Below are 19,865 nucleotides of genomic sequence, written 5' to 3' on the forward strand. Positions count from 1 at the left end.
CCTTCAGGCGGTGGCCTGGGCGCGCGCCACGACGGCCGCCTTCTCGACGGCCTCGGCTCGGAGCGCCTCGGCGTACTCAGGCCCGACCAGCCCAGACGCCGTCGCCACGGCCCGGCGGGCAGCGGTTGCTGCCCGGAGGTCGGCGACGACGGAGGCGATGACCGAGGCCGACGGGGTCGGGGAGCCCTCGGCTGCCGCCCATCCGTAGGCGCCGCCGACGGACAGAGGCCCGGGGACCGCGTCGAGGGCGTCGGAGCGGAAGGCGAACGTGGTCTCTTCGTACACCGACCGGGCCTCGGCCTTGTTCCGACTCATCAGGCGCGTGGTGCGGAACTCTTCGGTGAGCGTCGCGTCGGCCGTGATGACGGCGTCGGCACCGTCGATGGTGATGGCGTAGGTGCCGGCCTTGATCGTGTAGGTGTCGTACCAGGCGGCATCGTCGAGCGTGTCGTCGACGTACTCGAAGTCGTCGAGGACGGTGAGCTGCAGTGATTCTGCCTGGGTCATGGGTGTCTCCTCCGGGCGTGGTGCCCTCGAGGCCGAGGTTCGGCCGCAGGCCCCACTAGAGCACATCCTGCCTCGAACCACCGACACCGGCGGTGCCGCCGTCAGCTCCGATCGAGCCGAGCGGCGGCGGCCGGTGCGTCGGCGCGCATCCCTGCCGCGAAGAGGGCCTCCTGGGCGTCGGCCAGGTCTTTGCCCTCGATGGTGAATGCGTTGAAGACCGCCTTGTGGAACGCCAACCAGCCGACGACGACACCGATGGCCACGAGTCCGGCCAGGATTCCGTACATGACCAAGGGCGCGCCCAGCAGGAGCGGCGTCACCAGGGCGAGGATGGCGGCGGCGACGCGGGCGACGGCGATGATCGTGCCCTGGACGGATCCTCGCAGCAGGGTCGGGAACGACTCCTGCGACCACACCTTCATGATCGCCTCGAAGGCGAAGGCCGCTCCGACGATGTTGAAGGCCTGCATGGCGATGAGCGTGCCGAGCGAGAAGCCGAAGAAGACCGGGAGCGCATAGCTGATCACGTACGCGACAGCGCCGATGACGAAGAAGAGTATCCTGTGACGACCGTCGACGATGCGACCGAACCACAGGGCGAGGAGCATGCCGATCGGCAGGCTGATGAGGTTCAGCACGGAGAAGGTCTGCACGGAGAGCCCGACGACGTTGACCGCGACGTACGAACCGAACTGCCCGCCGGTGTTGGCGCCGAGGTTGGTCAGCGTGTAGAAGACGAGGAGCGCGAGGAACGGGATCAGGAAGATCTTCTGCGTGAAGACGTCGCGGATTCCGTGGCGGGCTGCGCGAACGGTGTTGAGGCCCTCCTTCTTCTCGACGTTCGCGGTCGACCAGCTCGTCGACTCCGGGATGGTGAACCGCAGGACGAGCACGATCAGCGCGACGACACCGACGTGCGCGAACATGATCTGACCACCGAGGTGGCCCAACCCGCCGACGACGCTCGAGATCGCGTAGGTGGCGAGGATCCCGGCGAACCAGAGCACCTGCGAGAAGACGACCAGCTTGCCGCGATTCTCGTCCGTCGCGGCCTCGGAGATCGTCGCGAGGGAGACGGGGAGGTCGGCGCCCGTCCCGAGACCGAGCAGGATCGTCCCGATGAGGAGACCCATGAATGCGGGACTGAAGACGAGGGTGGTGGAACCGATCACCGTCATGGCCATCGTCGCGATGAACACCGTGCGGCGACCGAAGAGGTCGCCCAGACGGCCGCCGGAGAGCGCGCCGATCGCGATGCAGAAGGTCAGAACCGCGGACAGGACTCCGATCTCGGCGGCCGTGACGCCGATCGAGTGCTGATAGAGCACCAGGGCGGTGCCGGAGCTGACGATGGCGGCGGCGTCGATGTACGACGCCATCCCCGAGATCACTGCGACCCACCACGGGTTGGGCGCTTTGCGTGCGAGGGAGGCGGCGCTGGTCATGGAGTTCTCCTTTGAACGTCGTGAAGCAAGCTGTCCGAGGAACCGGATGAAACGGTTCAAACGCTTCGTCACGATATCCGGGCCCGATGAGAACCGCAAGACGTTCTCGGCAAAATCAGATTTCTGTCAGAAACGAAGCAGTGTCCTGAGGACATTGACAGGGGCAGGCGATCTTCCTAGTCTCGGTCGAGACAGTTCGAAGGAGAACACCATGTCGATCGACGACATCGCAAGGCACCTCATCAAGCCCGCCATCGAGTTCCGCCCGGAGCTCCGGTGGTGGCTGGCCGAGGGCCTGCACACCGACGAGACCATCCGCCACGAGATCGACACGGCCCACCGCCTCGGCTTCGGCGGCATGGAGTTCCTGGCGATGGACGAAGACGAGATCGATCACTCGCGCTATGGATGGGGCTCGGAGGAGTGGGTGCACGACTCGCAGCTCGTCGTCGAGGAGACGACGGCGCGGAAGATGTCGGTCAGCTTCACGTCGGGAACGAACTGGTCGAACGCGAACCTCCCCACGATCGACGCCGACCACCCCGCCGCAGCTCGCGAACTGGACGTCGTCACCGAGGACCTCGAGGCCGGCAGCTCTCGCACGGGCCCCCTGCCGAAGATCGATCTCGGTGCGTCTACCGCCGAAACAGCCCTCCCCGGGCACCGCGGCGTGATCCGGAACCAGGACCTCGTGGCGGTCGTGGCCGTCCGGCGATCAGGCGTCACAGGCGACGCCGCTTCGGTCCTCGACGTCGACTCCGTGCTCGATCTGACCGACCTCGTGCGCGACGAGGCGCTGGACTGGACGGCGCCGGGCGCAGGATCCTGGTCTCTCTTCTCGTTCTGGTCGCACGGAACCGGGCAGACCGCCTCACCGTCGGCAACGACCAACTGGACCGTCAACTACGTGGAGCGCGCCGGCGTCGACGCCGTCATCGACTACTGGAAGACCGTCGTCCTGACGCCGGAGCTGCGCGAACAGATCGCCAAGAACCCGCGAGCTCAGATGTACATGGACTCGCTCGAGCTGTCGACCTACGGTGCCGGCGGCCTGTTTTGGGGGCCGAACGTCGCCCGGGAGTTCCGCGAGCGTCGCGGGTACGAGATCGCACCCTGGCTGCCGTTCCTGATCCGCAGCGCGCCCTTCATGGCCTCCAGCACCGTTTACCACCACGAGCCGCTCGATTCCCAGCGCGACACGGTCGAGAAGGTCCGCTTCGACTACGTCCGCACTCTGACCGATCTGTACATCGAGAACATGATCCGGCCGTTCGCCGCCTTCCTGCACGAGAACGGCATGACGCTCCGGTCGGAGATCAGCTACGGCCTCCCGTTCGAGCTGACCCGGCCCGGTCCCGAGGTCGACGGGATCGAGACGGAGTCGCTCGAGTTCGCGTCGCAGATCGACGCGTACCGACTGCTCGCCGGCCCGGCACACCTCTTCGGGAAGCAGTACTCGTCCGAGACGGGCGCCACCACGCGCAACCACATGCTCGACCACCGGTTCTACGACCAGATCATCGCCACGCAGCTGGCCGCCGGCATCACCAAGACCGTGCTCCACGGCTGGGCCAGCACCGCCGGAGCCGAAGGCGTGACGGAGTGGCCGGGACACGAGGGCATGTGGAACATGTTCTCGGAGCGGTTCGACACCCGGCAACCGGCCTCCGAGTTCTACCCCTCTGGAACGATGCGCTGGGTCGCTACCAGTACGTGCTGCGCCAGGGGAAACCGCGCATCGACGTGGGAATCCTGCACACCGACCACTTCACCGACAACGCCTCCGGGATGGTGTTCCTCGACGCGGACGGCAACCGGACGGCTGACGAGGAGTTCTACGGGAAGGCGTGGATGCGCGACCGGCAGAACCACTGGTGGCAGGATCTCGGGATGCAGGACGCGGGCTGGACCTACGAGTTCTTCGACGGCTCGCTCCTCCTGCGCGACGACGTCGTGCTCGGCCGCGACGCCGAGGGCGACACCACGGTGCAGCCGGAGGGCCCCGGTTACCAGGCGCTCCTCGTGTTCCAGAGCGCTCTCGATCCTGATGTCGCCGCTCGCCTCGTCGAGCTGGCATCGGCAGGCGCCCGGATCGTCCTCGTGCACGGCACGAAGGAGCTCAAGCAGCTCCTGACGAACAGCTATACCGAACACGAGCGTGCGGCGGCGCGCACGCCCGGGCTCGACGGACGCGACGCCGAGCTGGCGGCCACCGTCACCGAGCTGCTCGCCCTGCCGACGGTGACCGAGGTCGACGACGCGGCGGACACCGTCGAAGCCCTTCGCGCGCTCGGCGTGACCGGTCGAGCGGAATTCGTCGCCGAGAACCGCAGTGTCCTCTCGCACCTTCGCGAGGACGGCGACCTCCTGCACCTGTACGTGTACCAGTTCCTCTACGAGACCGAAGCCGCGACGCGACTCGAGGTCGCGCTCCCGGGCGAGGGGACGGTGTACCGGATCGACGCCTGGTCGGGGTCCCTGCAGCCGTACGGCGAGACCCGCGTCGACGGTGGCCGAACCATCGTGAGCATCGAGCTCGCTCCGGGCGAGACGGCGCTGTTCACCCTCGACCGATCCGCAGCGCCCGCCGTCGCCGCGCCCACCTCCGCCACACGCACCGTGACCGTGCCGGTGCCGGTGCCCGTGGCGACGTTGTCCGAGTGGCACATCGCCGTGGAGAGCTGGGACGCCGGTGAACTCCAGACCATCACCGAAGACCGCGGACTGGGTTACACGTCGCGGGAGGTGCGGCCGCTGACGGCGGTCACGCGCCTCGATGCGGGCTCCGGGGCCCTGCGTCCGTGGAAGGACATCCCCGAGGTCGGCCCGTCCGTGTCGGGTGTCGGCGAGTACTCGACGGAGTTCACCGTCGAGACCCTCGCCGAGGGCGCACGGTACGTCCTCGACCTCGGTTCGACGTCGGGCGGCCTCGGCTCGGTCCGGATCAACGGCGCCGACCCGCGTGGATTCGACACCTCGCACCCGGTCGTCGACGTCACGGACGACCTCCGGACAGGCAGCAACACCGTCGTCGTGCGCGTCGCGAGCTCGCTGAACAATCGTCTCCTCGCTCGCGGCTACTACGACAGCGTTCCCGACGTCTTCGCCGAGATCACGGGCAGCCCGGAAGCCATGCAGCGGACCGTGGTCCGAGACCACGGCCTGGTGGGACCGGTCACGCTGCAGCGTCGCTAGAGTTCGAGCGAGAGAAGTGGGGACGACGGTGGCACGACCGAAGCAGGATCGACCCGTGGCGGGGGGCGAGATCGACCTCGGTCCGGTGATCGATCCGGATCCGTTCGACCTGCGCGTGTCGCTGTCCTCGCTCGTCCACTGGGCCGACAGCCAGGAGGTGCGCCGAGCCGTCATGGCCGCCATCGAGTTCCCGGTCGACGACATGCCGATGTTCCTGGTGGTCAACCAGCTCAGCTACCGCGGTGCCACCTCACCGAGCCGTCTCGCCTCGATCCTCGGCACCGGCCGGGCGAACCTCACGAAGATCGCCCACCGGCTCGAGGCCGCCGGGTTGATCGTCCGGGTCCCGTCGCAGGGAGACGAACGCAGCATCCTGCTCGCCCTCACCCCGACCGGACGCGAGCTGGGCGAGCGCATCATGGCGAACTCGAAGAAGAACTTCGAAGCGCTGTTGGCGCACTGGTCCGCGAAAGACGTCGAGGTCCTCCGGCGCACCCTGGCCAGGCTCTCCAAAGACGCTCAAAGCACGACCGGGGTCGGCTGAGGCCTCCGCCGGTCGCGTGCATCGCTCGCTGTCAGATACCGGTGGCGAGCCGCACCTGATCGACGATGTCGAGCCTCGCTGCGCGCCCCTCCGGTGTCGGAAGGAGTGGGTACACGTGCACCTGCTGCTGACCTTCGAAGTAGTCGACGTCGACATGGGCTTCGCGGAGCCGGTGGACGAGCAGTCGGGCGTCCGGGTTCAGGATGTCGTGCGTCCCGCTGAACAGCGCGACGGGGCCGAGCCCCGTGACGTCGCCGAAGAGCGGGCTGACCCGCGGATCGGTCACCGCGAGCTCGCCGCGCCAGAGATCCGCGTAGACCAGACCGCCCGGCTTGGCCAGCCACGGGTCGAACGGCTGCACGACCGGGATGTCGGGATTCTCGAAGGAGAGATCGACGGCAGGAGAGATCAGAATCGTTCGGGCCGCCTCGACACCGTGCTCGTCGCGCAGGATCATCGCGGCCGACAGGGAGATCTGCCCGCCGGCCGAGTCTCCCGCGAGCAGCGTCGCCCCGAACTCGTCCCGCGTCGTGAGAAAGAGGTCGACGACTCCCTCGACCACGTCCGCCGAGGTTCCGAACGGTGCGAGCGGATAGATCGGCACGATCACGGTGACGTCCGCCTCCGTAGCCAGCTGGGCGATCAGGGTCCAGTGCTGGCTGACGATCTCGTTCACCCAGGCGCCGCCGTGCACGTACACGAGTGCGCCGACGGGGGCGCCGGTGGTCGGCGTCACGGTGTAGATCGGCCAGCCACCGGTTCGGTCGAGACGGATGTCGACCCCGCCGAGGTTCTTGGGCGGCGCGAAGCTCGGCGGCCGGACGCTGCGGTCTTCGATGTGCTCACGCGCCCGTGCGGCGCTGACGAACGTCGCGTTGGCTCGACTTGCTCGGAGGAAGGCCGTGACGGCACGTGCAGCGATGCTGGGCATGGCCCGAGCCTACGGCGGCAGCGTTTCGCGGTGGGCCCTACCGGGCTCGAACCGATGACATCCACGGTGTAAACGTGGCGCTCTACCAACTGAGCTAAAGGCCCGCAGCCTGCCGCGGTGGCAGGAGCGTCCGCCAATCGTACCGAAGGTCAGGCGGCCGCTGCGACGCCCACCTGCCAGGACACGCCGAACCGGTCGGTGATCCAGGCGTAGCGGGCGCTGAAGGGGTAGCTGCCCAGCTCCATCAGGACCTCGCCGCCGTCGACCAGAGCCTCGACCACCTGATCGACGTCGGCGGCCGTCGCGCAGTCGACCGCGAGGGAGAGGGACGGCGTGAAGGTGAATTCGTGGACGGGGGCGAATCGATGCAGCGGAGGCGAGTGCCGGCGAGGCTGAAGGTCGCGAAGACGACACCGCCGTCGTCGCCACGCGTGACCGATTCGACGGCCGAGTCACCGAAAACGCTCGTGTAGAGCTCCATCGCGGCGGCGGCGTCGCCGGTGAACATGAGCTGCGGCTCGACGGCGAGAGGGGTGACGGGCTCGGACATGCGGCCCAGGATAGCGCCGGTGGCATTCTCGACGGGTGACTCCTGCTGCCGGATGGGGATGCCCGACGAAGCCGTCCAATCGTTCGGCACACCCTCGAGCGTCAGACGGCGACGGGCATTCGCGAGTCAGACGGCGACGGGGACGAGCGCGTCGAGAGCGGTGCGGTAGTCGCCGAGATCGCGAGCTTGGCCGGGAGCGGTGACGAAGTGCTGGCGGATGATGCCGGCCTGGTCGATCACGAAGGTGGCGCGGTTGGCGAAGCCCTTGTGGTCGAGGAACACGCCGTACTCTTTGGCGACCTCGCCGTGGGGCCAGAAGTCGGCGAGAAGGTTGAAGTCGTAGCCCTCGGTCTCGGCGAAGGACCGCAGAGTGGCTTTCGAGTCGACCGAGATGCCCAGCAGTTCGACGCGGTGATCGCGGAACATGCCGATGTTGTCGCGCAGGGCGCACAACTCGGTCGTGCAGGTGCTGGAGAACGCGAGCGGGAAGAACACGAGGGCGACGGGCTTGACTCCGCGGTAGTCGGCGAGACGGACGTGCTCGCCGAACTGGTTGGGGAGTTCGAAGTCGGGTGCCTGGATGTCGTTCTCCAGAGCCATGGTCAGCGATCCTTTCGCGTCTCCCGGTCTGGGCGACGGACGTCGTGCTCGACACCCCGGTCCGGGCGACGGCACGATCGGCAATGTTACGCCTGGACACGCCGAAAGCAAGCGGCTGGCCGAGTGACATCTGAGAGGCGACGTCAGCGGTTGTCACTAGAGTGGTTGGGGTCGGGCTCGACCCGTCCCCACCCCGGACGATGACGTGCTCGACATGACTCTGTCCACGACAAATCATGTCTATCTACAAAACGAACGAGGTCAAGGGTGTCGGTAAACGATCAGGATCCGTATTCGGTCGACGATTTCGATCGGGATCCCGAAGAGACCGCTGAGTGGAAAGAGTCGCTCGATGCCCTCGTAGCGGCTCACGGCCACGAGCGGGCTCGCGAGATCATGCTCAGTCTCCTTTCGCGATCGCGCGAACTGCACGTGAACGTGCCGATGGTTCCGACGACGGACTACATCAACACGATCGCTCCCGAGAACGAACCGCAATTCCCGGGCGACGAAGACCTGGAACGCCGCTACCGCAAGTGGATCCGCTGGAACGCCGCGATCACCGTCCACCGTGCGCAGCGCCCCGGCATCTCCGTGGGCGGTCACATCTCCACGTATGCGTCGTCGGCCGCTCTCTACGAGGTCGGCTACAACCACTTCTTCCGCGGCCAGAACGCCCCCGGGGGCGGCGATCAGATCTTCTTCCAGGGTCACGCCTCGCCCGGAATGTACGCCCGCTCGTTCCTCGAGGGTCGTCTCGACGAGCACGCGCTCGACGGGTTCCGTCAAGAGAAGTCGCACGGCGTCGACGGTCTCTCGTCGTACCCGCACCCGCGCCTCATGCCCGAGTACTGGCAGTTCCCCACGGTCTCGATGGGCCTCGGCCCGATCAACGCCATCTACCAGGCCCAGGTCGCGAAGTACCTGACCAACCGCGGTATCAAAGACGCCTCCGACCAGCAGGTCTGGGCCTTCCTGGGCGACGGCGAGCTCGACGAGGTCGAGAGCCGCGGTCAACTGCAGGTCGCGGCCAACGACGGCCTCGACAACCTCAACTTCGTGATCAACTGCAACCTGCAGCGACTCGACGGCCCGGTCCGCGGCAACGGCAAGATCATCCAAGAGCTCGAGAGCTTCTTCCGCGGCGCCGGCTGGAACGTCATCAAGGTCGTCTGGGGCCGTGAATGGGACGCCCTCCTGTCCCGCGACGACGAGGGTGCCCTGCTCAACCTCATGAACCGCACGCCGGACGGCGACTACCAGACCTACAAGGCCGAATCGGGCGCCTACGTCCGCGAGAACTTCTTCGGCCGCGACCCGCGCACCCTCGAGCTGGTCAAGAACTACAGCGACGAAGACATCTGGAACCTCAAACGAGGCGGCCACGACTACCGCAAGGTCTACGCGGCCTACAAGGCGGCCAGCGAGCACAAGGGCCAGCCCACGGTGATCCTGGCGAAGACGGTCAAGGGCTACGGTCTCGGCCCGTCGTTCGAGGGCCGCAACGCGACCCACCAGATGAAGAAGCTGACGCTCGACAACCTCAAGAAGTTCCGCGACGAGATGAGCATCCCGATCACGGATGCGACTCTCGAAGAGAACCCCTACCTGCCGCCGTACTACCACCCCGGTCAGAACGACGAGGCGATCGAGTACCTGCAGGCCCGCCGTCGCGACCTCGGCGGCTACATCCCCGAGCGGCGCACGAAGCACACGGCCATCACGCTGCCCGACGACTCGGCCTATGCGATCGCCAAGAAGGGCTCGGGCAAACAGGAGGCCGCCACCACCATGGCGTTCGCCCGTCTGCTGAAAGACCTGCTGCGGTCCCCCGACTTCGGTCACCGGATCGTTCCGATCATCCCCGACGAGGCTCGCACCTTCGGTATGGACGCCTACTTCCCGACGTCCAAGATCTACAACCCCAACGGGCAGCACTACACCTCGGTCGACCGCGAGCAGCTCCTGGCCTACAAGGAGAGCCCGCAGGGGCAGATCATCCACGTCGGCATCAACGAGGCGGGCGCGTTCGCGGCCTTCACAGCGACGGGCACGAGCTATTCGACGCAGGGCGAGCCGCTCATCCCGGTGTACGTCTTCTACTCGATGTTCGGTTTCCAGCGCACGGGAGACGCCATGTGGGCGGCCGGCGACCAGATGGCGCGCGGCTTCATCATCGGCGCCACGGCAGGCCGCACCACCCTCACCGGTGAAGGCCTGCAGCACGCCGACGGTCACTCGCACCTCCTCGCCTCGACGAACCCCGCCGTGGTCAGTTACGACCCCGCGTACGGGTACGAGATCGGTCACATCGTCCGGGCAGGCCTCGACCGCATGTACGGCGTCGACGAGGCGGGCAACCCCAAGCACAGCGACCCGAACGTCATGTACTACGTGACCGTCTACAACGAGCCGATGCACCAGCCGGCCGAGCCGGAAGGCCTCGACGTCGAGGGCGTCGAACGCGGCATCTACAAGCTGAAGGCGGCGGAGAACCTCGGGCCGCGCGCTCAGTTGCTCGCCTCGGGTGTCGGCGTGCCGTGGGCCCTCGAGGCGCAGCAGCTGCTGGCCGAAGACTGGAACGTCGCGGCCGACGTCTGGAGCGTCACCAGCTGGACCGAGTTGCGCCGCGACGGTCTCGCCGCCGACGAGCACAACTTCCTCTACCCGGGTGAAGAAGCCAAGGTGCCGTTCGTCACCCAGCGGCTCGAAGGGGCCGAGGGGCCGGTCATCGCGGTGTCCGACTTCATGCACGCCGTGCAAGACCAGATCCGCGCCTTCGTGCCGAACGACTACTACACGCTCGGCGCCGACGGCTTCGGATTCTCCGACACGCGTCCGGCGGCCCGTCGCTTCTTCAAGATCGACGGTCCGTCGATGGTGGTCCGCACGCTGCAGGCCCTGGCGAAGCGCGGCGAGGTCGACCCGAGCGTCGTCCAGCAGGCGATCGACCGGTACCAGCTCCACGAAGTGACCGCCGGCACCTCCGGTTCGGCCGGCGGCGAGAGCTGATCCGCGCGTGAGCGCTGCGCGCGCGCAAGACCCTGCGGCGAAGCAGAAGACGCTCGCGTGGCTGCGCACCGTGTCGGGTGAGTTCGCCACGGCGACCATCAAGAAGCTCGACGAGACGCTGCCCTGGTACGGCTCCATGCCGCCGGGGCGGCGTTCCGCCGTCGGGCTCGTCGCCCAGGCCGGAATCACCTCGTTCATCAGCTGGTTCGACGACCCCAAGTCGACTCCCTGGATCGCGGCCGACGTCTTCGGAGCGGCTCCCCGCGAGCTCCTCCGGAGCGTCAGCCTCCAGCAGACGCTCCAGCTGATCCGGGTCACCTGCGAGGTCGTCGAAGATCGGGTCAAAGACGGCGACAGCTACCTCCGCGAGGCGATCCTCCTCTACTCGCGTGAGATCGCCTTCGCAGCCGCCGACGTCTACGCCCGCGCCGCCGAGGCGCGCGGCCTGTGGGACGCCCGCCTCGAAGCCCTCGTGGTCGACTCGATCCTCAGCGGCGAGTACGACGACGAACTTCCGTCCAGGATCGCGGCGCTCGGCTGGCACGGGCACGGCGAGGTCTCGGTCCTCGTCGGCACGGCTCCCCGCATGCTCGACGTCGACGTCCTTCGCCGCACGGCGCGTCACCTCGACGCCGACGTCCTGATCGGCGTCCAGGGCTCGCGACTCGTGCTCGTCATCGGCCGGGCCGACGACGAGCACGACGAGCCCGAGACGAGCACCCACCCGCGGCCGAGCTTCACCGACATCGCAGTGGCACTCGAGCCGGGCTTCGGCGACGGCCCTCTCGTGCTCGGTCACGAGGTTCCCGGTCTCGTCGACGCCTCGGGCAGCGCCAAGGCCGCCCTCGCGGGCTTCGCGGTGGCACGCGCCTGGCGGAACGCCCCGAGACCGGCCCTGGCCGACGACCTTCTGCCCGAGCGGGCACTCGCCGGCGATCCCGTCGCCCGCTCGACACTCGTCAACCGCATCTACCGGCCACTGAAAGCGCACTCCTCCGAGCTCCTGACCACGCTCTGGTGCTACCTCGACAACGGCCGGTCGCTCGAGGCCACGGCGCGCGAGCTGTTCGTGCACCCGAACACGGTGCGCTACCGCCTGAAACGAGTCACCGACGTCATCGGCTGGGATGCGACCGGGGCGCGCGAGGCGCTGATCCTGCAGTCCGCTCTGATCCTGGGCTCCATCGCCGACCCGGACGCTCCCAGCGGGCGACCGAAGTCCATCGGGCACCCCGAGGCGAAGGGCAAGCCCGTGAGCAGTGGCCGCCCGAAGACGCACGGCCCGACGAAGTGAGTGCGACCTACAACGGTTTCGTCGATTCTTGGTCGAGTCGCCACACCGCGGAGCCGCTGATGATTGGCAGGATAGACCGGTGATCGTTCTCGTAGCTCCGGGCCAAGGTTCTCAGACCCCCGGCTTTCTGACCCCTGGATCGCTGATCCCGACTCGCGCGCACTCGTCGAGCAGCTCTCGGACGCTTCCGGTGTCGACCTCGTCACGCACGGCACGGAGTCCGACGCCGACACGATCCGCGACACGGCGATCGCCCAGCCCCTCATCGTCGCCGCGGGGCTGCTCACCGCCCGCGCCCTGTTCGAGCGGGTCGACCCGAGCCTGATCGCGGGCGTGGCGGGCCACTCCGTCGGCGAGCTCACGGCCGCTGCGCTGGCCGGCGTCGTCTCCGAAGCCGACGCCGTCAAGCTGGTCACCGTCCGCGCCACCGGCATGGCCGCGGCCGCCGCGGTGACCCCGACCGGTATGAGCGCCGTGCTCGGCGGCGACGAAGACGAACTCCTCGCGAAACTCGAGGCCCTCGGCCTCGAGCCCGCCAACTTCAACGGCGGCGGGCAGATCGTCGTCGCGGGCGCCCTCGACGCGCTGGCCGCTCTCGCCGACGAGCCGCCCGCGAAGGCGCGGGTCGTCCCGCTGCAGGTCGCCGGCGCCTTCCACACGCGCTACATGCAGCCGGCCGTGGCAGGGCTCGAGGACGCCGCCGCCGCGGTCGACGTCGCCGATCCGTCGACCCCTCTCTGGACCAACCGCGACGGTAGTCTCGTGACCTCGGGGCGGCGGTACCTCGATCTCCTCGTGCAGCAGGTCGCGTCCCCCGTGCGGTGGGACAAGACCATGGAATCCTTCCAGGCCGCCGGCATCACCGGCCAGATCGAACTCGCCCCGGCCGGAGCCCTCACCGGGCTCGCCAAGCGCGGGCTGCGCGGCGTTCCTTCGGTCGCCATCAAGACCCCCGACGACCTCCAGGCCGCCGTCGACCTCCTGCAGGAAGCACGAGCATGAGCAACCCCAATCCCGTCCTTCGCCAGAACCCGACGCGGGAGTTCACGCGCATCCTGAGCCTGGGCGCGGCCCGGGGCGACCTCACCGTGCCGAACTCGGAGATCATCGAGCCGATCAACTCCTCCGACGAGTGGATCCGCCAGCGCACGGGCGTCATCACGCGAATGCGCGCCAGCCGCGACGTGGGGGCCGTCGACCTCGCCGAGGCCGCCTCGAAAGAGGCGATCGAGAAGGCCGGCATCACGCCCGACCAGATCGGCGCCGTGCTGGTCTCGACCGTCAGCAACGTTGTCCTGACCCCCTCGATGGCCACGCTGCTCGCGGAGCGCGTCGGTGCCAACCCGGCCGCCGCCTACGACATCGGTGCCGCCTGCGCCGGCTACACGTACGGCATCGCTCAGGCGGACGCCCTGATCAAGTCGGGCATCGCCGACTACGTGCTCGTCGTGGGCGCCGAGAAGCTGAGCGACATCATCGACCCCACCGACCGCTCGATCTCGTTCCTTCTCGGAGACGGTGCCGGCGCGGCGATCGTCGGTCCGAGCGAGACCCCCGGCATCTCCCCCACCGTCTGGGGATCGGACGGCTCCAAGTGGGACACCATCGGCATGACCTCCACCTTCCGCGAGTACCGCGAGAGCGGTGACACCGCCGCCTGGCCGACGATCCGCCAGGAAGGTCCCACCGTCTTCCGCTGGGCCGTCTGGGAGATGGCGAAAGTCGCGAAGCAGGCTCTCGAGAGGGCGGGCATCGAAGCGTCCGACCTCGCGGCGTTCGTGCCTCATCAGGCCAACATGCGGATCATCGACGAGTTCGCCAAGCAGCTCGGCCTCCCCGACACCGTGGTCATCGGTCGCGACATCGAGACCACGGGCAACACGTCGGCCGCGAGCATCCCGCTCGCGACCCACCGCCTCCTCGCCGAGAATCCAGAGCTGTCGGGCGGTCTCGCCCTGCAGATCGGATTCGGAGCAGGACTCGTCTTCGGCGCGCAGGTGGTCGTCCTTCCGTAATCGGAAGGGCCCACAGCGCCGGATTCTGCGCGTCGCGCGGCCGACCGGAGCGCGTGCTCTAGGATTTATCCCGGTCACAACGACACCTCAAGGAGAGAACACAATGGCACAGTCCACCGAAGAAGTCCTGGCCGGCCTGGCCGAGCTCATCAACGACGAGACCGGTATCGCCACCGACACCGTCGAGCTTGACAAGTCGTTCACCGACGACCTCGACATCGACTCCATCTCGATGATGACCATCGTGGTCAACGCCGAAGAGAAGTTCGACGTCAAGATCCCCGACGACGAGGTCAAGAACCTCAAGACCGTCGGCGACGCTGTGACCTTCATCACCAAGGCGCAGGGCTAAGTCGTTTTCCACTCGGCCCGCGTCGTCTCGACGCGGGCCGAGTGGTGTTTTCCCCGCCCGCTCCGCTCGGAGAGGTGCGCTGAACCAGAGAGATTTCATCGTGACCAAGAAGATCGTCGTCACCGGTATCGGTGCCACCACCCCGCTCGGCGGAACGTTTCCCGACAGTTGGAAGGCCCTTCTCGACAAAGAGAGCGGCATCTCGAACATCGAAGCCGACTGGGCGGAGCGCTACGAGCTCCCCATCCGGTTCGCCGGCCAGGTCAAGGTCGACCCGTCCGAGGTCCTGACCCGTCAAGAGACCAAGCGACTCGATCCGTCCAGCCAATACGCCCTGATCGCGGCACGCGAGGCCTGGGCCGACGCGGGTTCGCCCGATGTCGTCCCGGAGCGTCTCCTGGTCGACTGGGCCACCGGCATCGGCGGCATCTGGACCCTGACCGACGGAATGGACACTCTCCGCGAGAAGGGCCCACGACGGGTCCTGCCGATGACCGTCCCGATGCTGATGGCCAACGGCCCGGCCGCCGCCGTGTCGATGGATCTCGGCGCTCGCGCCGGCGCCCGCACGGTCCTCTCGGCCTGCGCCTCCAGCACGGAGTCGATCGTCAACGCGTACGAGCACCTGCAGCTCGGGCACGCCGACATCGTCGTCACGGGTGGCTCGGAGGCGGCGATCCACCCGCTGCCCCTGGCCGCGTTCGCATCGATGCACGCCCTGTCGACGCGCACCGACGATCCTGCGACCGCCTCGCGCCCCTACGACGTCACCCGCGACGGGTTCGTTCTCGGCGAAGGCGCCGGGGCGCTCGTGCTCGAGACCGAGGAGCACGCGCTCGCCCGGGGCGCCCGCATCTACGCCGAGGTGCTGGGCGGCGGCGTGACGAGCGACGCCTTCCATATCACGGCTCCCGATCCCGAAGGCACGGGCGCCGCTCGCGCGGTCGTCATGGCGCTCGAGGCCTCCGGCGTGTCGCGCGAGTCCGTCGCGCACATCAACGCTCACGCGACCTCGACCCCCGTCGGCGACATCGCCGAGTACCACGCGCTCCTGCGGGTCTTCGGCGACCACCTGCCCAAGGTCGCCCTGTCGGCGACCAAGGCCTCGACAGGTCACCTCCTGGGCGGTGCCGGCGCCATCGAAGCGGCGTTCACGGTCCAGGCGCTGCACACCCGCACCGCCCCGCCGACGATCAACACCACGCAGACCGACGACGAGATCGACATCGACCTCGTCACCTCACCGCGGGCTCTTCCGGAGGGCGACCTCGTCGCGATCTCGACGTCGTTCGGCTTCGGCGGGCACAACGCCGTCATCGCGTTCAAGACGGTCTAGTCGCCACCGCACACAAAACCCCCGGTTTCGGCCACCGCTTCCGTCCGCGGACGAGAGCACTGCGCCGTAACCGGGGGTCGTGTCGCGGGCGGCGTCAGCCGACCTTGTGCAGCCAGACGACGGGGTTGCCCTCACCGGCGTGGCGGAAGGCCTCCAACTCGTCGTCCCAGGCCTGGCCGAGTGCGAGACGCAACTCGCGGTGCAGCTCGAGCGCGTTGGATCCGGCGATCTCCATGGCGTAGCGAACCCGGTCTTCGGGGATGACCGTGTTACCGACGGAGTCGGTCTGCGCGTAAAAGACGCCCAGGTCGGGCGTGTGCATCCAGCGACCCCCGTCGGAGCCTGCGGACGGATCTTCGGTCACCTCGTAGCGGAGGTGCTCCCAGCCGCGCAGGGCAGAAGCGATCTGGGCGCCGGTACCTGCCGGGCCCTCCCAGTAGAACTCGGTGCGGAGCGAGCCCTTCAGCGCCGGCTGATCGCCCCAGGTGAAGTTCACGGCGCGCCCGAGGGCGCGACCAGCAGCCCACTCGACATGTGGGCTCAAAGCACGAGGGGACGAGTGAACGAACAGCACGCCCCGCGCGCTCGACGCAGTTTTCGTTTGTGCAGCCACGTGAAGCTCCATTCGGTTAGGTGCGACTTCCCCATCGACCTGTGAATGGAATTCAACGGTGCTCTATCGAGAATTATGACCGACCCTGCCTGGTAATCACAAGGGTGTACTTACGCGCGTGTCGTGCGGCTCCGCGGCCGAGGTGCTATTCGATCGACGCTGCGAGCTGGTCGGTGACGAAATTCCAGCCCTCGACGAAGCCGAGCTCGTCGTGCCGGGCGCGATCTGCTTCGACTTTGTGCGGGGCGGAAGCCGTGTCGAGGGTGCCGTCGGGGTGGTCCGTGACCGCGAAGACGCCGGTGCTGAACGGCCGAGCAGACGGACGCCAGCCACTGACGAGGGCGGTCGACCAGACGAGGCGTTCCCATTCGTCGACGACGAGGAAGCACGCGCCGGGTGATCGAAAGATCGAGGGCAGGATCGGCCGTGGTCGCCGTGGCCACGTGCGTGACGTCGCCCTTTGACGCGTTCACTTCGCTTCGGAGTACGCCGTGACCGTGGCGACGGTCACCGGGAAGCGAACGGGGGCGCCCCCGAAGAGCAGGCGTCCTGCTTCGGCGGCCGCCTCCTCCACCAGCGTGGCGACCTCCGCGGCCTCGGACGACGGCGAGTGGACGACGACCTCGTCGTGGAGGAAGAAGATCAGGTGAGGCGCGTCGTCGCCTCGGCCGAACCGCCCCGCAAGGGAGCGTCGGAGAGCGCCCATCCAGCACAGGGCCCACTCGGCCGCCGTTCCTTGGACGACGAAATTGCGAGTGAAGCGCCCCCACGCGCGCATGCCCCGGTCGACGTCGGGCCGGCCCATCTCGGGCGGCAGCTCCTCGCTGGCGACGCCGGGAGGCGGTGAGGTGCGCCCCAGGAGGGTCGAGACGACTCCCCCGGCCTCACCGGTCCGGGCCGCTTCCTCGACCAGGGCGATCGCGCGCGGGAAGGCGCGCGTCAGCCGCGGCATCAACCGGCCTCCGTCGCCCTGAGTCGCCCCGTACATGGCACCGAGCATGGCCACCTTCGCCTCCGCGCGGGTCGAGACGGCGCCCGACGCCACGATGCCCTCGTAGAGGTCTCCTGCCCCCGCCTCGGCCATCGCGGTGTCGCCGGAGAGCGCCGTGAGGATGCGTGGCTCGAGCTGGGACGCGTCGGCGACGACGAGGGACCAGCCGGGGTCGGCGATGACCGCTCCGCGCACCGCTCGCGGTAGCTGCAGCGCGCCTCCGCCGGAGGTGCCCCAGCGCCCGGTCGCGGCGGCTGCCGGCACGTACTCCGGCCGGAAACGACCGCCGGCAACCCAGCTGTCGAGCCACGACCAGCCGTTCGCCACGAGAAGTCGTTGGAGCTTCTTGTAGCGGAGCAGCGGCTCGATGACGGGGTGCTCGAGGTTCTTGAGTTCCCACTGCCGCGTCGACGACACCTGGAGGCCGGCGGTGCGAAGCGCACGGATGAGTTCGGCCGGTGAGTCGGGGTTCAGGTCGGGCGCACCGAGGGCGGCGCGGACCTCGGCGAGAGCCTCGAGCATTTTCGCGGGGCGTTCGCCGGCCGCGGGGCGCGGGCCGAGAGCGGCGGTGAGGAGTTGGTCGTGCCGGGCAGCCGACCAGGGGATGCCGGCGTGCCGCATCTCGGCGGCGATCAGGGCACCCGTGGACTCCGCGGTGGCGAGCAGTTCGAGTCGCGCCCGCTGGGGGCTGCCTTCGATGGCGTCGCGCTGACGAAGGAACTCGCCCAGCGGATCGGGCAGCGACTCGGGTTCGACGACGAAGAGTGCGGACGTGTCGACGGCGGCCGCCTGGGCGGTGTCCCAGGCACCGCGCGGGGACGCGTGGATCGTCGACCCTGTGGTGAAGGCCGATGCTCGCAGGATCGCGTGGACGAGGCGCAGGTCGACGCAGCGCACCACGGGCAGCCCCGCGGCCAGGAGCCGGGGGTACCACCGTGCGGTGTCGTCCCAGACCCAGCGCGTGGCATCCTGCTCGCCCTCGCGGATGATCGCCGGAAGGTCGCGGGTGTCGATACGCAGGGTCTCGCCGGGGTTCAACCGGCCGTCGTCGGTACGAGTGATCGTCGTGACGTCGACGGATTCGTCGGCGCGTCGGACGAGCAGGGTGAACACGTGTTCGAGTGTAGGGGCCTCGTGTCCGAGTCGGGCGGTGCCGCTCGCTGCGCGAGGGACGCGGGGCTCTGCGAGTCGCGTCAGTCGTGCAGGAGGGATCCGTCTTTCGCGAGGACGTTCCGCTCGCCCGCTTCGATCGGCACGCCGAAGCGGTTCTGCTTGGGCGGGATCGGGCAGTTGAAGTTGTACGAGAACGCGCAGGGCGGCAGGATCGCGCGGTTGAAGTCGAGCGTGATCGTCCCGTCTCCGTTGGGCACCGGGAACAGGAAGCGACCGACGGAGTAGGTCGTGTCGCCGTTCGTCGCGTCGCCGAACACGAGCTGCAGACGGTCGCCGTCGCCGGACGGGAAGGCGGCGAGTTCGTAGTCGACCCCGTCGCGGCTGAAGCGGATCAGTCCGGGGAGCGGCTTCGGCCGGCTGAGGTCGAGGTCTTTCTGATGGCGGATGTCGACCTCCGTGCCGGCTTCGGTGGGGACGAACTCGGCTGTCACGACCCACGAGGGGTCGTAGTGGAAGCGGGAGATGTCGCCGAACTGCTGGTTGCCGTCGGACGAGGAATCCCAGACGCGCAGCGCATAGGACGTGCGGTCGTCGTTGGCGATGACCGTCCCTGTGACTCCTTGACCGAAGCGGATGGTCGACGGGGTCATTGCGTCGTCGCCTGCCACGTACACCGTGCCGTCGACCGGGGAGTCGTCGACTTCGATGCCGTCGGCCGCCGTCGCGGTGAGCGTCAGCCCACCCAACCCCTGCGGCCCGGGCGCCCAGACCCCTGGAACTCCCCAGATCGGCTGCTCGGAGTCGACCCACTGCGTGTTCGTCAGGGCCAGCGACCCCTGCGGCCCCGTGGCCCGCTCGATGCGACGCTCATGGAAGCGTTCGAGCTGTGCGATCTCGTTCATGTCTCTGCCAACGCTCCGAGCCGCTCGTTCAATTCCCGTCTGCGATTGCTTGGAGGCAGGGGCCTCCATAACCGATCTCGATATTCGGAGGGATGGGCCATTTGCCATTGCCCACCATGATGGTGATATTCCCATGGGTCATCTCCTCGTCGGATGTGGGAACCAGCGTGAAATTGACCGTGGTCTCTTCCTGCCCACGGTCCTGGACGCGCCAGCCGGATCCTTCGAGGTCCGAAATAGCCTTCAAGGCGTGGGCTTTTACGTCCATGTCACGCTCGTACTCGACCGCAACGTCGTAAATCCACTGGTGAAAGTTTCCGGAATCGTCGCACTGGGACTTCAGATCAGCCGTGACCACCTTTGCGCTTTGTCCATGGAGCGGGAGGGACGCAGCGATGGTGTCGACAATACGATGAGCGTCTTCCTGCGTTTGTTGTAAAGAGGGCATGGCCTGGTCCCTTTCGT

Annotated in this window: 17 protein-coding genes, 1 tRNA gene and 2 pseudogenes; 9 read left to right on the forward strand and 11 right to left on the reverse strand. The window is 68.0% G+C overall.

Features of this window, described 5'->3' with window-relative positions; translation table 11 throughout:
• Window positions 1-3: 3 nt before the first annotated feature.
• The gene (locus tag QUE79_RS14755) at window positions 4-507 is read right to left on the reverse strand and encodes a hypothetical protein (protein WP_286343755.1); all 504 of its coding nucleotides are present in this window, start codon (window positions 505-507) and stop codon (window positions 4-6) included.
• A 101-nt stretch (window positions 508-608) separates the two neighbouring features.
• Window positions 609-1,952, reverse strand: coding sequence for an MFS transporter (locus QUE79_RS14760; protein WP_286343756.1), 1,344 nt, complete (start codon window positions 1,950-1,952; stop codon window positions 609-611).
• Between the two features lie 211 nt (window positions 1,953-2,163).
• On the opposite strand from QUE79_RS14760, the gene QUE79_RS14765 reads away from it, so the two are divergent.
• The 3 genes from QUE79_RS14765 to QUE79_RS14775 are packed head-to-tail and all read left to right on the forward strand — an operon-like array spanning window position 2,164 to window position 5,691.
• Entirely contained in the window at window positions 2,164-4,086 is a 1,923-nt protein-coding gene (locus QUE79_RS14765; protein WP_286343757.1) for a glycosyl hydrolase, read from the forward strand.
• On the forward strand, window positions 3,975-5,147 hold the full coding sequence (locus tag QUE79_RS14770) for a hypothetical protein (RefSeq protein ID WP_286343758.1): 1,173 nt from the start codon (window positions 3,975-3,977) through the stop codon (window positions 5,145-5,147). The genes QUE79_RS14765 and QUE79_RS14770 overlap by 112 nt, the downstream gene beginning before the upstream one ends.
• 55 nt (window positions 5,148-5,202) lie before the next feature.
• A complete protein-coding gene (locus QUE79_RS14775; protein WP_286343759.1) occupies window positions 5,203-5,691 on the forward strand; it encodes a MarR family winged helix-turn-helix transcriptional regulator in 489 nt (162 codons plus the stop codon).
• A 31-nt stretch (window positions 5,692-5,722) separates the two neighbouring features.
• On the opposite strand, the gene QUE79_RS14780 is transcribed toward QUE79_RS14775, so the two are convergent.
• The 5 genes and pseudogenes from QUE79_RS14780 to QUE79_RS14800 form a co-directional block, all read right to left on the reverse strand.
• Window positions 5,723-6,622, reverse strand: a complete 900-nt coding sequence (locus QUE79_RS14780; protein WP_286343760.1) for an alpha/beta hydrolase fold domain-containing protein — start codon at window positions 6,620-6,622, stop codon at window positions 5,723-5,725.
• Between the two features lie 31 nt (window positions 6,623-6,653).
• A tRNA-Val gene (locus tag QUE79_RS14785) sits at window positions 6,654-6,726 on the reverse strand.
• A 45-nt stretch (window positions 6,727-6,771) separates the two neighbouring features.
• Window positions 6,772-7,062, reverse strand: coding sequence for a VOC family protein (locus tag QUE79_RS14790; protein ID WP_350271709.1), 291 nt, complete (start codon window positions 7,060-7,062; stop codon window positions 6,772-6,774).
• Window positions 6,984-7,172: pseudogene (locus QUE79_RS14795) on the reverse strand (VOC family protein); the annotation flags it as partial. The pseudogene QUE79_RS14795 and the gene QUE79_RS14790, both read right to left, overlap by 79 nt.
• A 126-nt stretch (window positions 7,173-7,298) precedes the next feature.
• Entirely contained in the window at window positions 7,299-7,772 is a 474-nt protein-coding gene (locus tag QUE79_RS14800; protein ID WP_286343761.1) for a peroxiredoxin, read from the reverse strand.
• Window positions 7,773-8,039: 267 nt separating this feature from the next.
• On the opposite strand from QUE79_RS14800, the gene aceE reads away from it, so the two are divergent.
• The 6 genes and pseudogenes from aceE (at window position 8,040) to QUE79_RS14830 (ending at window position 15,781) form a co-directional block, all read left to right on the forward strand.
• Window positions 8,040-10,784: a pyruvate dehydrogenase (acetyl-transferring), homodimeric type gene (gene aceE, locus QUE79_RS14805; RefSeq protein ID WP_286343762.1), complete on the forward strand. Its 2,745-nt coding sequence runs from the start codon at window positions 8,040-8,042 to the stop codon at window positions 10,782-10,784.
• A gap of 7 nt (window positions 10,785-10,791) precedes the next feature.
• Window positions 10,792-12,078, forward strand: coding sequence for a PucR family transcriptional regulator (locus tag QUE79_RS14810; protein ID WP_286343763.1), 1,287 nt, complete (start codon window positions 10,792-10,794; stop codon window positions 12,076-12,078).
• A 79-nt stretch (window positions 12,079-12,157) separates the two neighbouring features.
• Window positions 12,158-13,080 (forward strand): annotated as a pseudogene (locus QUE79_RS14815) (ACP S-malonyltransferase).
• The gene (locus QUE79_RS14820; protein ID WP_286343764.1) at window positions 13,077-14,093 is read left to right on the forward strand and encodes a beta-ketoacyl-ACP synthase III; all 1,017 of its coding nucleotides are present in this window, start codon (window positions 13,077-13,079) and stop codon (window positions 14,091-14,093) included. Before QUE79_RS14815 ends, QUE79_RS14820 begins: the two are co-directional and overlap by 4 nt.
• A 103-nt stretch (window positions 14,094-14,196) precedes the next feature.
• Complete coding sequence (locus QUE79_RS14825; protein ID WP_066280333.1) at window positions 14,197-14,445, forward strand: acyl carrier protein; 249 nt, start codon at window positions 14,197-14,199, stop codon at window positions 14,443-14,445.
• A 100-nt stretch (window positions 14,446-14,545) separates the two neighbouring features.
• On the forward strand, window positions 14,546-15,781 hold the full coding sequence (locus QUE79_RS14830) for a beta-ketoacyl-[acyl-carrier-protein] synthase family protein (RefSeq protein ID WP_286343765.1): 1,236 nt from the start codon (window positions 14,546-14,548) through the stop codon (window positions 15,779-15,781).
• 94 nt (window positions 15,782-15,875) lie between these two features.
• Here QUE79_RS14830 and QUE79_RS14835 read toward each other — a convergent pair whose 3' ends face one another.
• From QUE79_RS14835 to QUE79_RS14850, 4 genes are all read right to left on the reverse strand, one after another.
• Window positions 15,876-16,406, reverse strand: coding sequence for a DUF3145 domain-containing protein (locus tag QUE79_RS14835; RefSeq protein ID WP_286343766.1), 531 nt, complete (start codon window positions 16,404-16,406; stop codon window positions 15,876-15,878).
• A 457-nt stretch (window positions 16,407-16,863) separates the two neighbouring features.
• The gene (locus QUE79_RS14840) at window positions 16,864-18,498 is read right to left on the reverse strand and encodes a bifunctional 3'-5' exonuclease/DNA polymerase (protein WP_286343767.1); all 1,635 of its coding nucleotides are present in this window, start codon (window positions 18,496-18,498) and stop codon (window positions 16,864-16,866) included.
• A gap of 80 nt (window positions 18,499-18,578) precedes the next feature.
• Window positions 18,579-19,400: a DUF1684 domain-containing protein gene (locus tag QUE79_RS14845; RefSeq protein ID WP_286343768.1), complete on the reverse strand. Its 822-nt coding sequence runs from the start codon at window positions 19,398-19,400 to the stop codon at window positions 18,579-18,581.
• A 28-nt stretch (window positions 19,401-19,428) separates the two neighbouring features.
• The gene (locus QUE79_RS14850) at window positions 19,429-19,848 is read right to left on the reverse strand and encodes a hypothetical protein (RefSeq protein WP_286343769.1); all 420 of its coding nucleotides are present in this window, start codon (window positions 19,846-19,848) and stop codon (window positions 19,429-19,431) included.
• Window positions 19,849-19,865 lie beyond the last annotated feature (17 nt).

Source organism: Frondihabitans sucicola (genome assembly GCF_030296615.1).
GTDB lineage: Bacteria > Actinomycetota > Actinomycetes > Actinomycetales > Microbacteriaceae > Frondihabitans > Frondihabitans sucicola.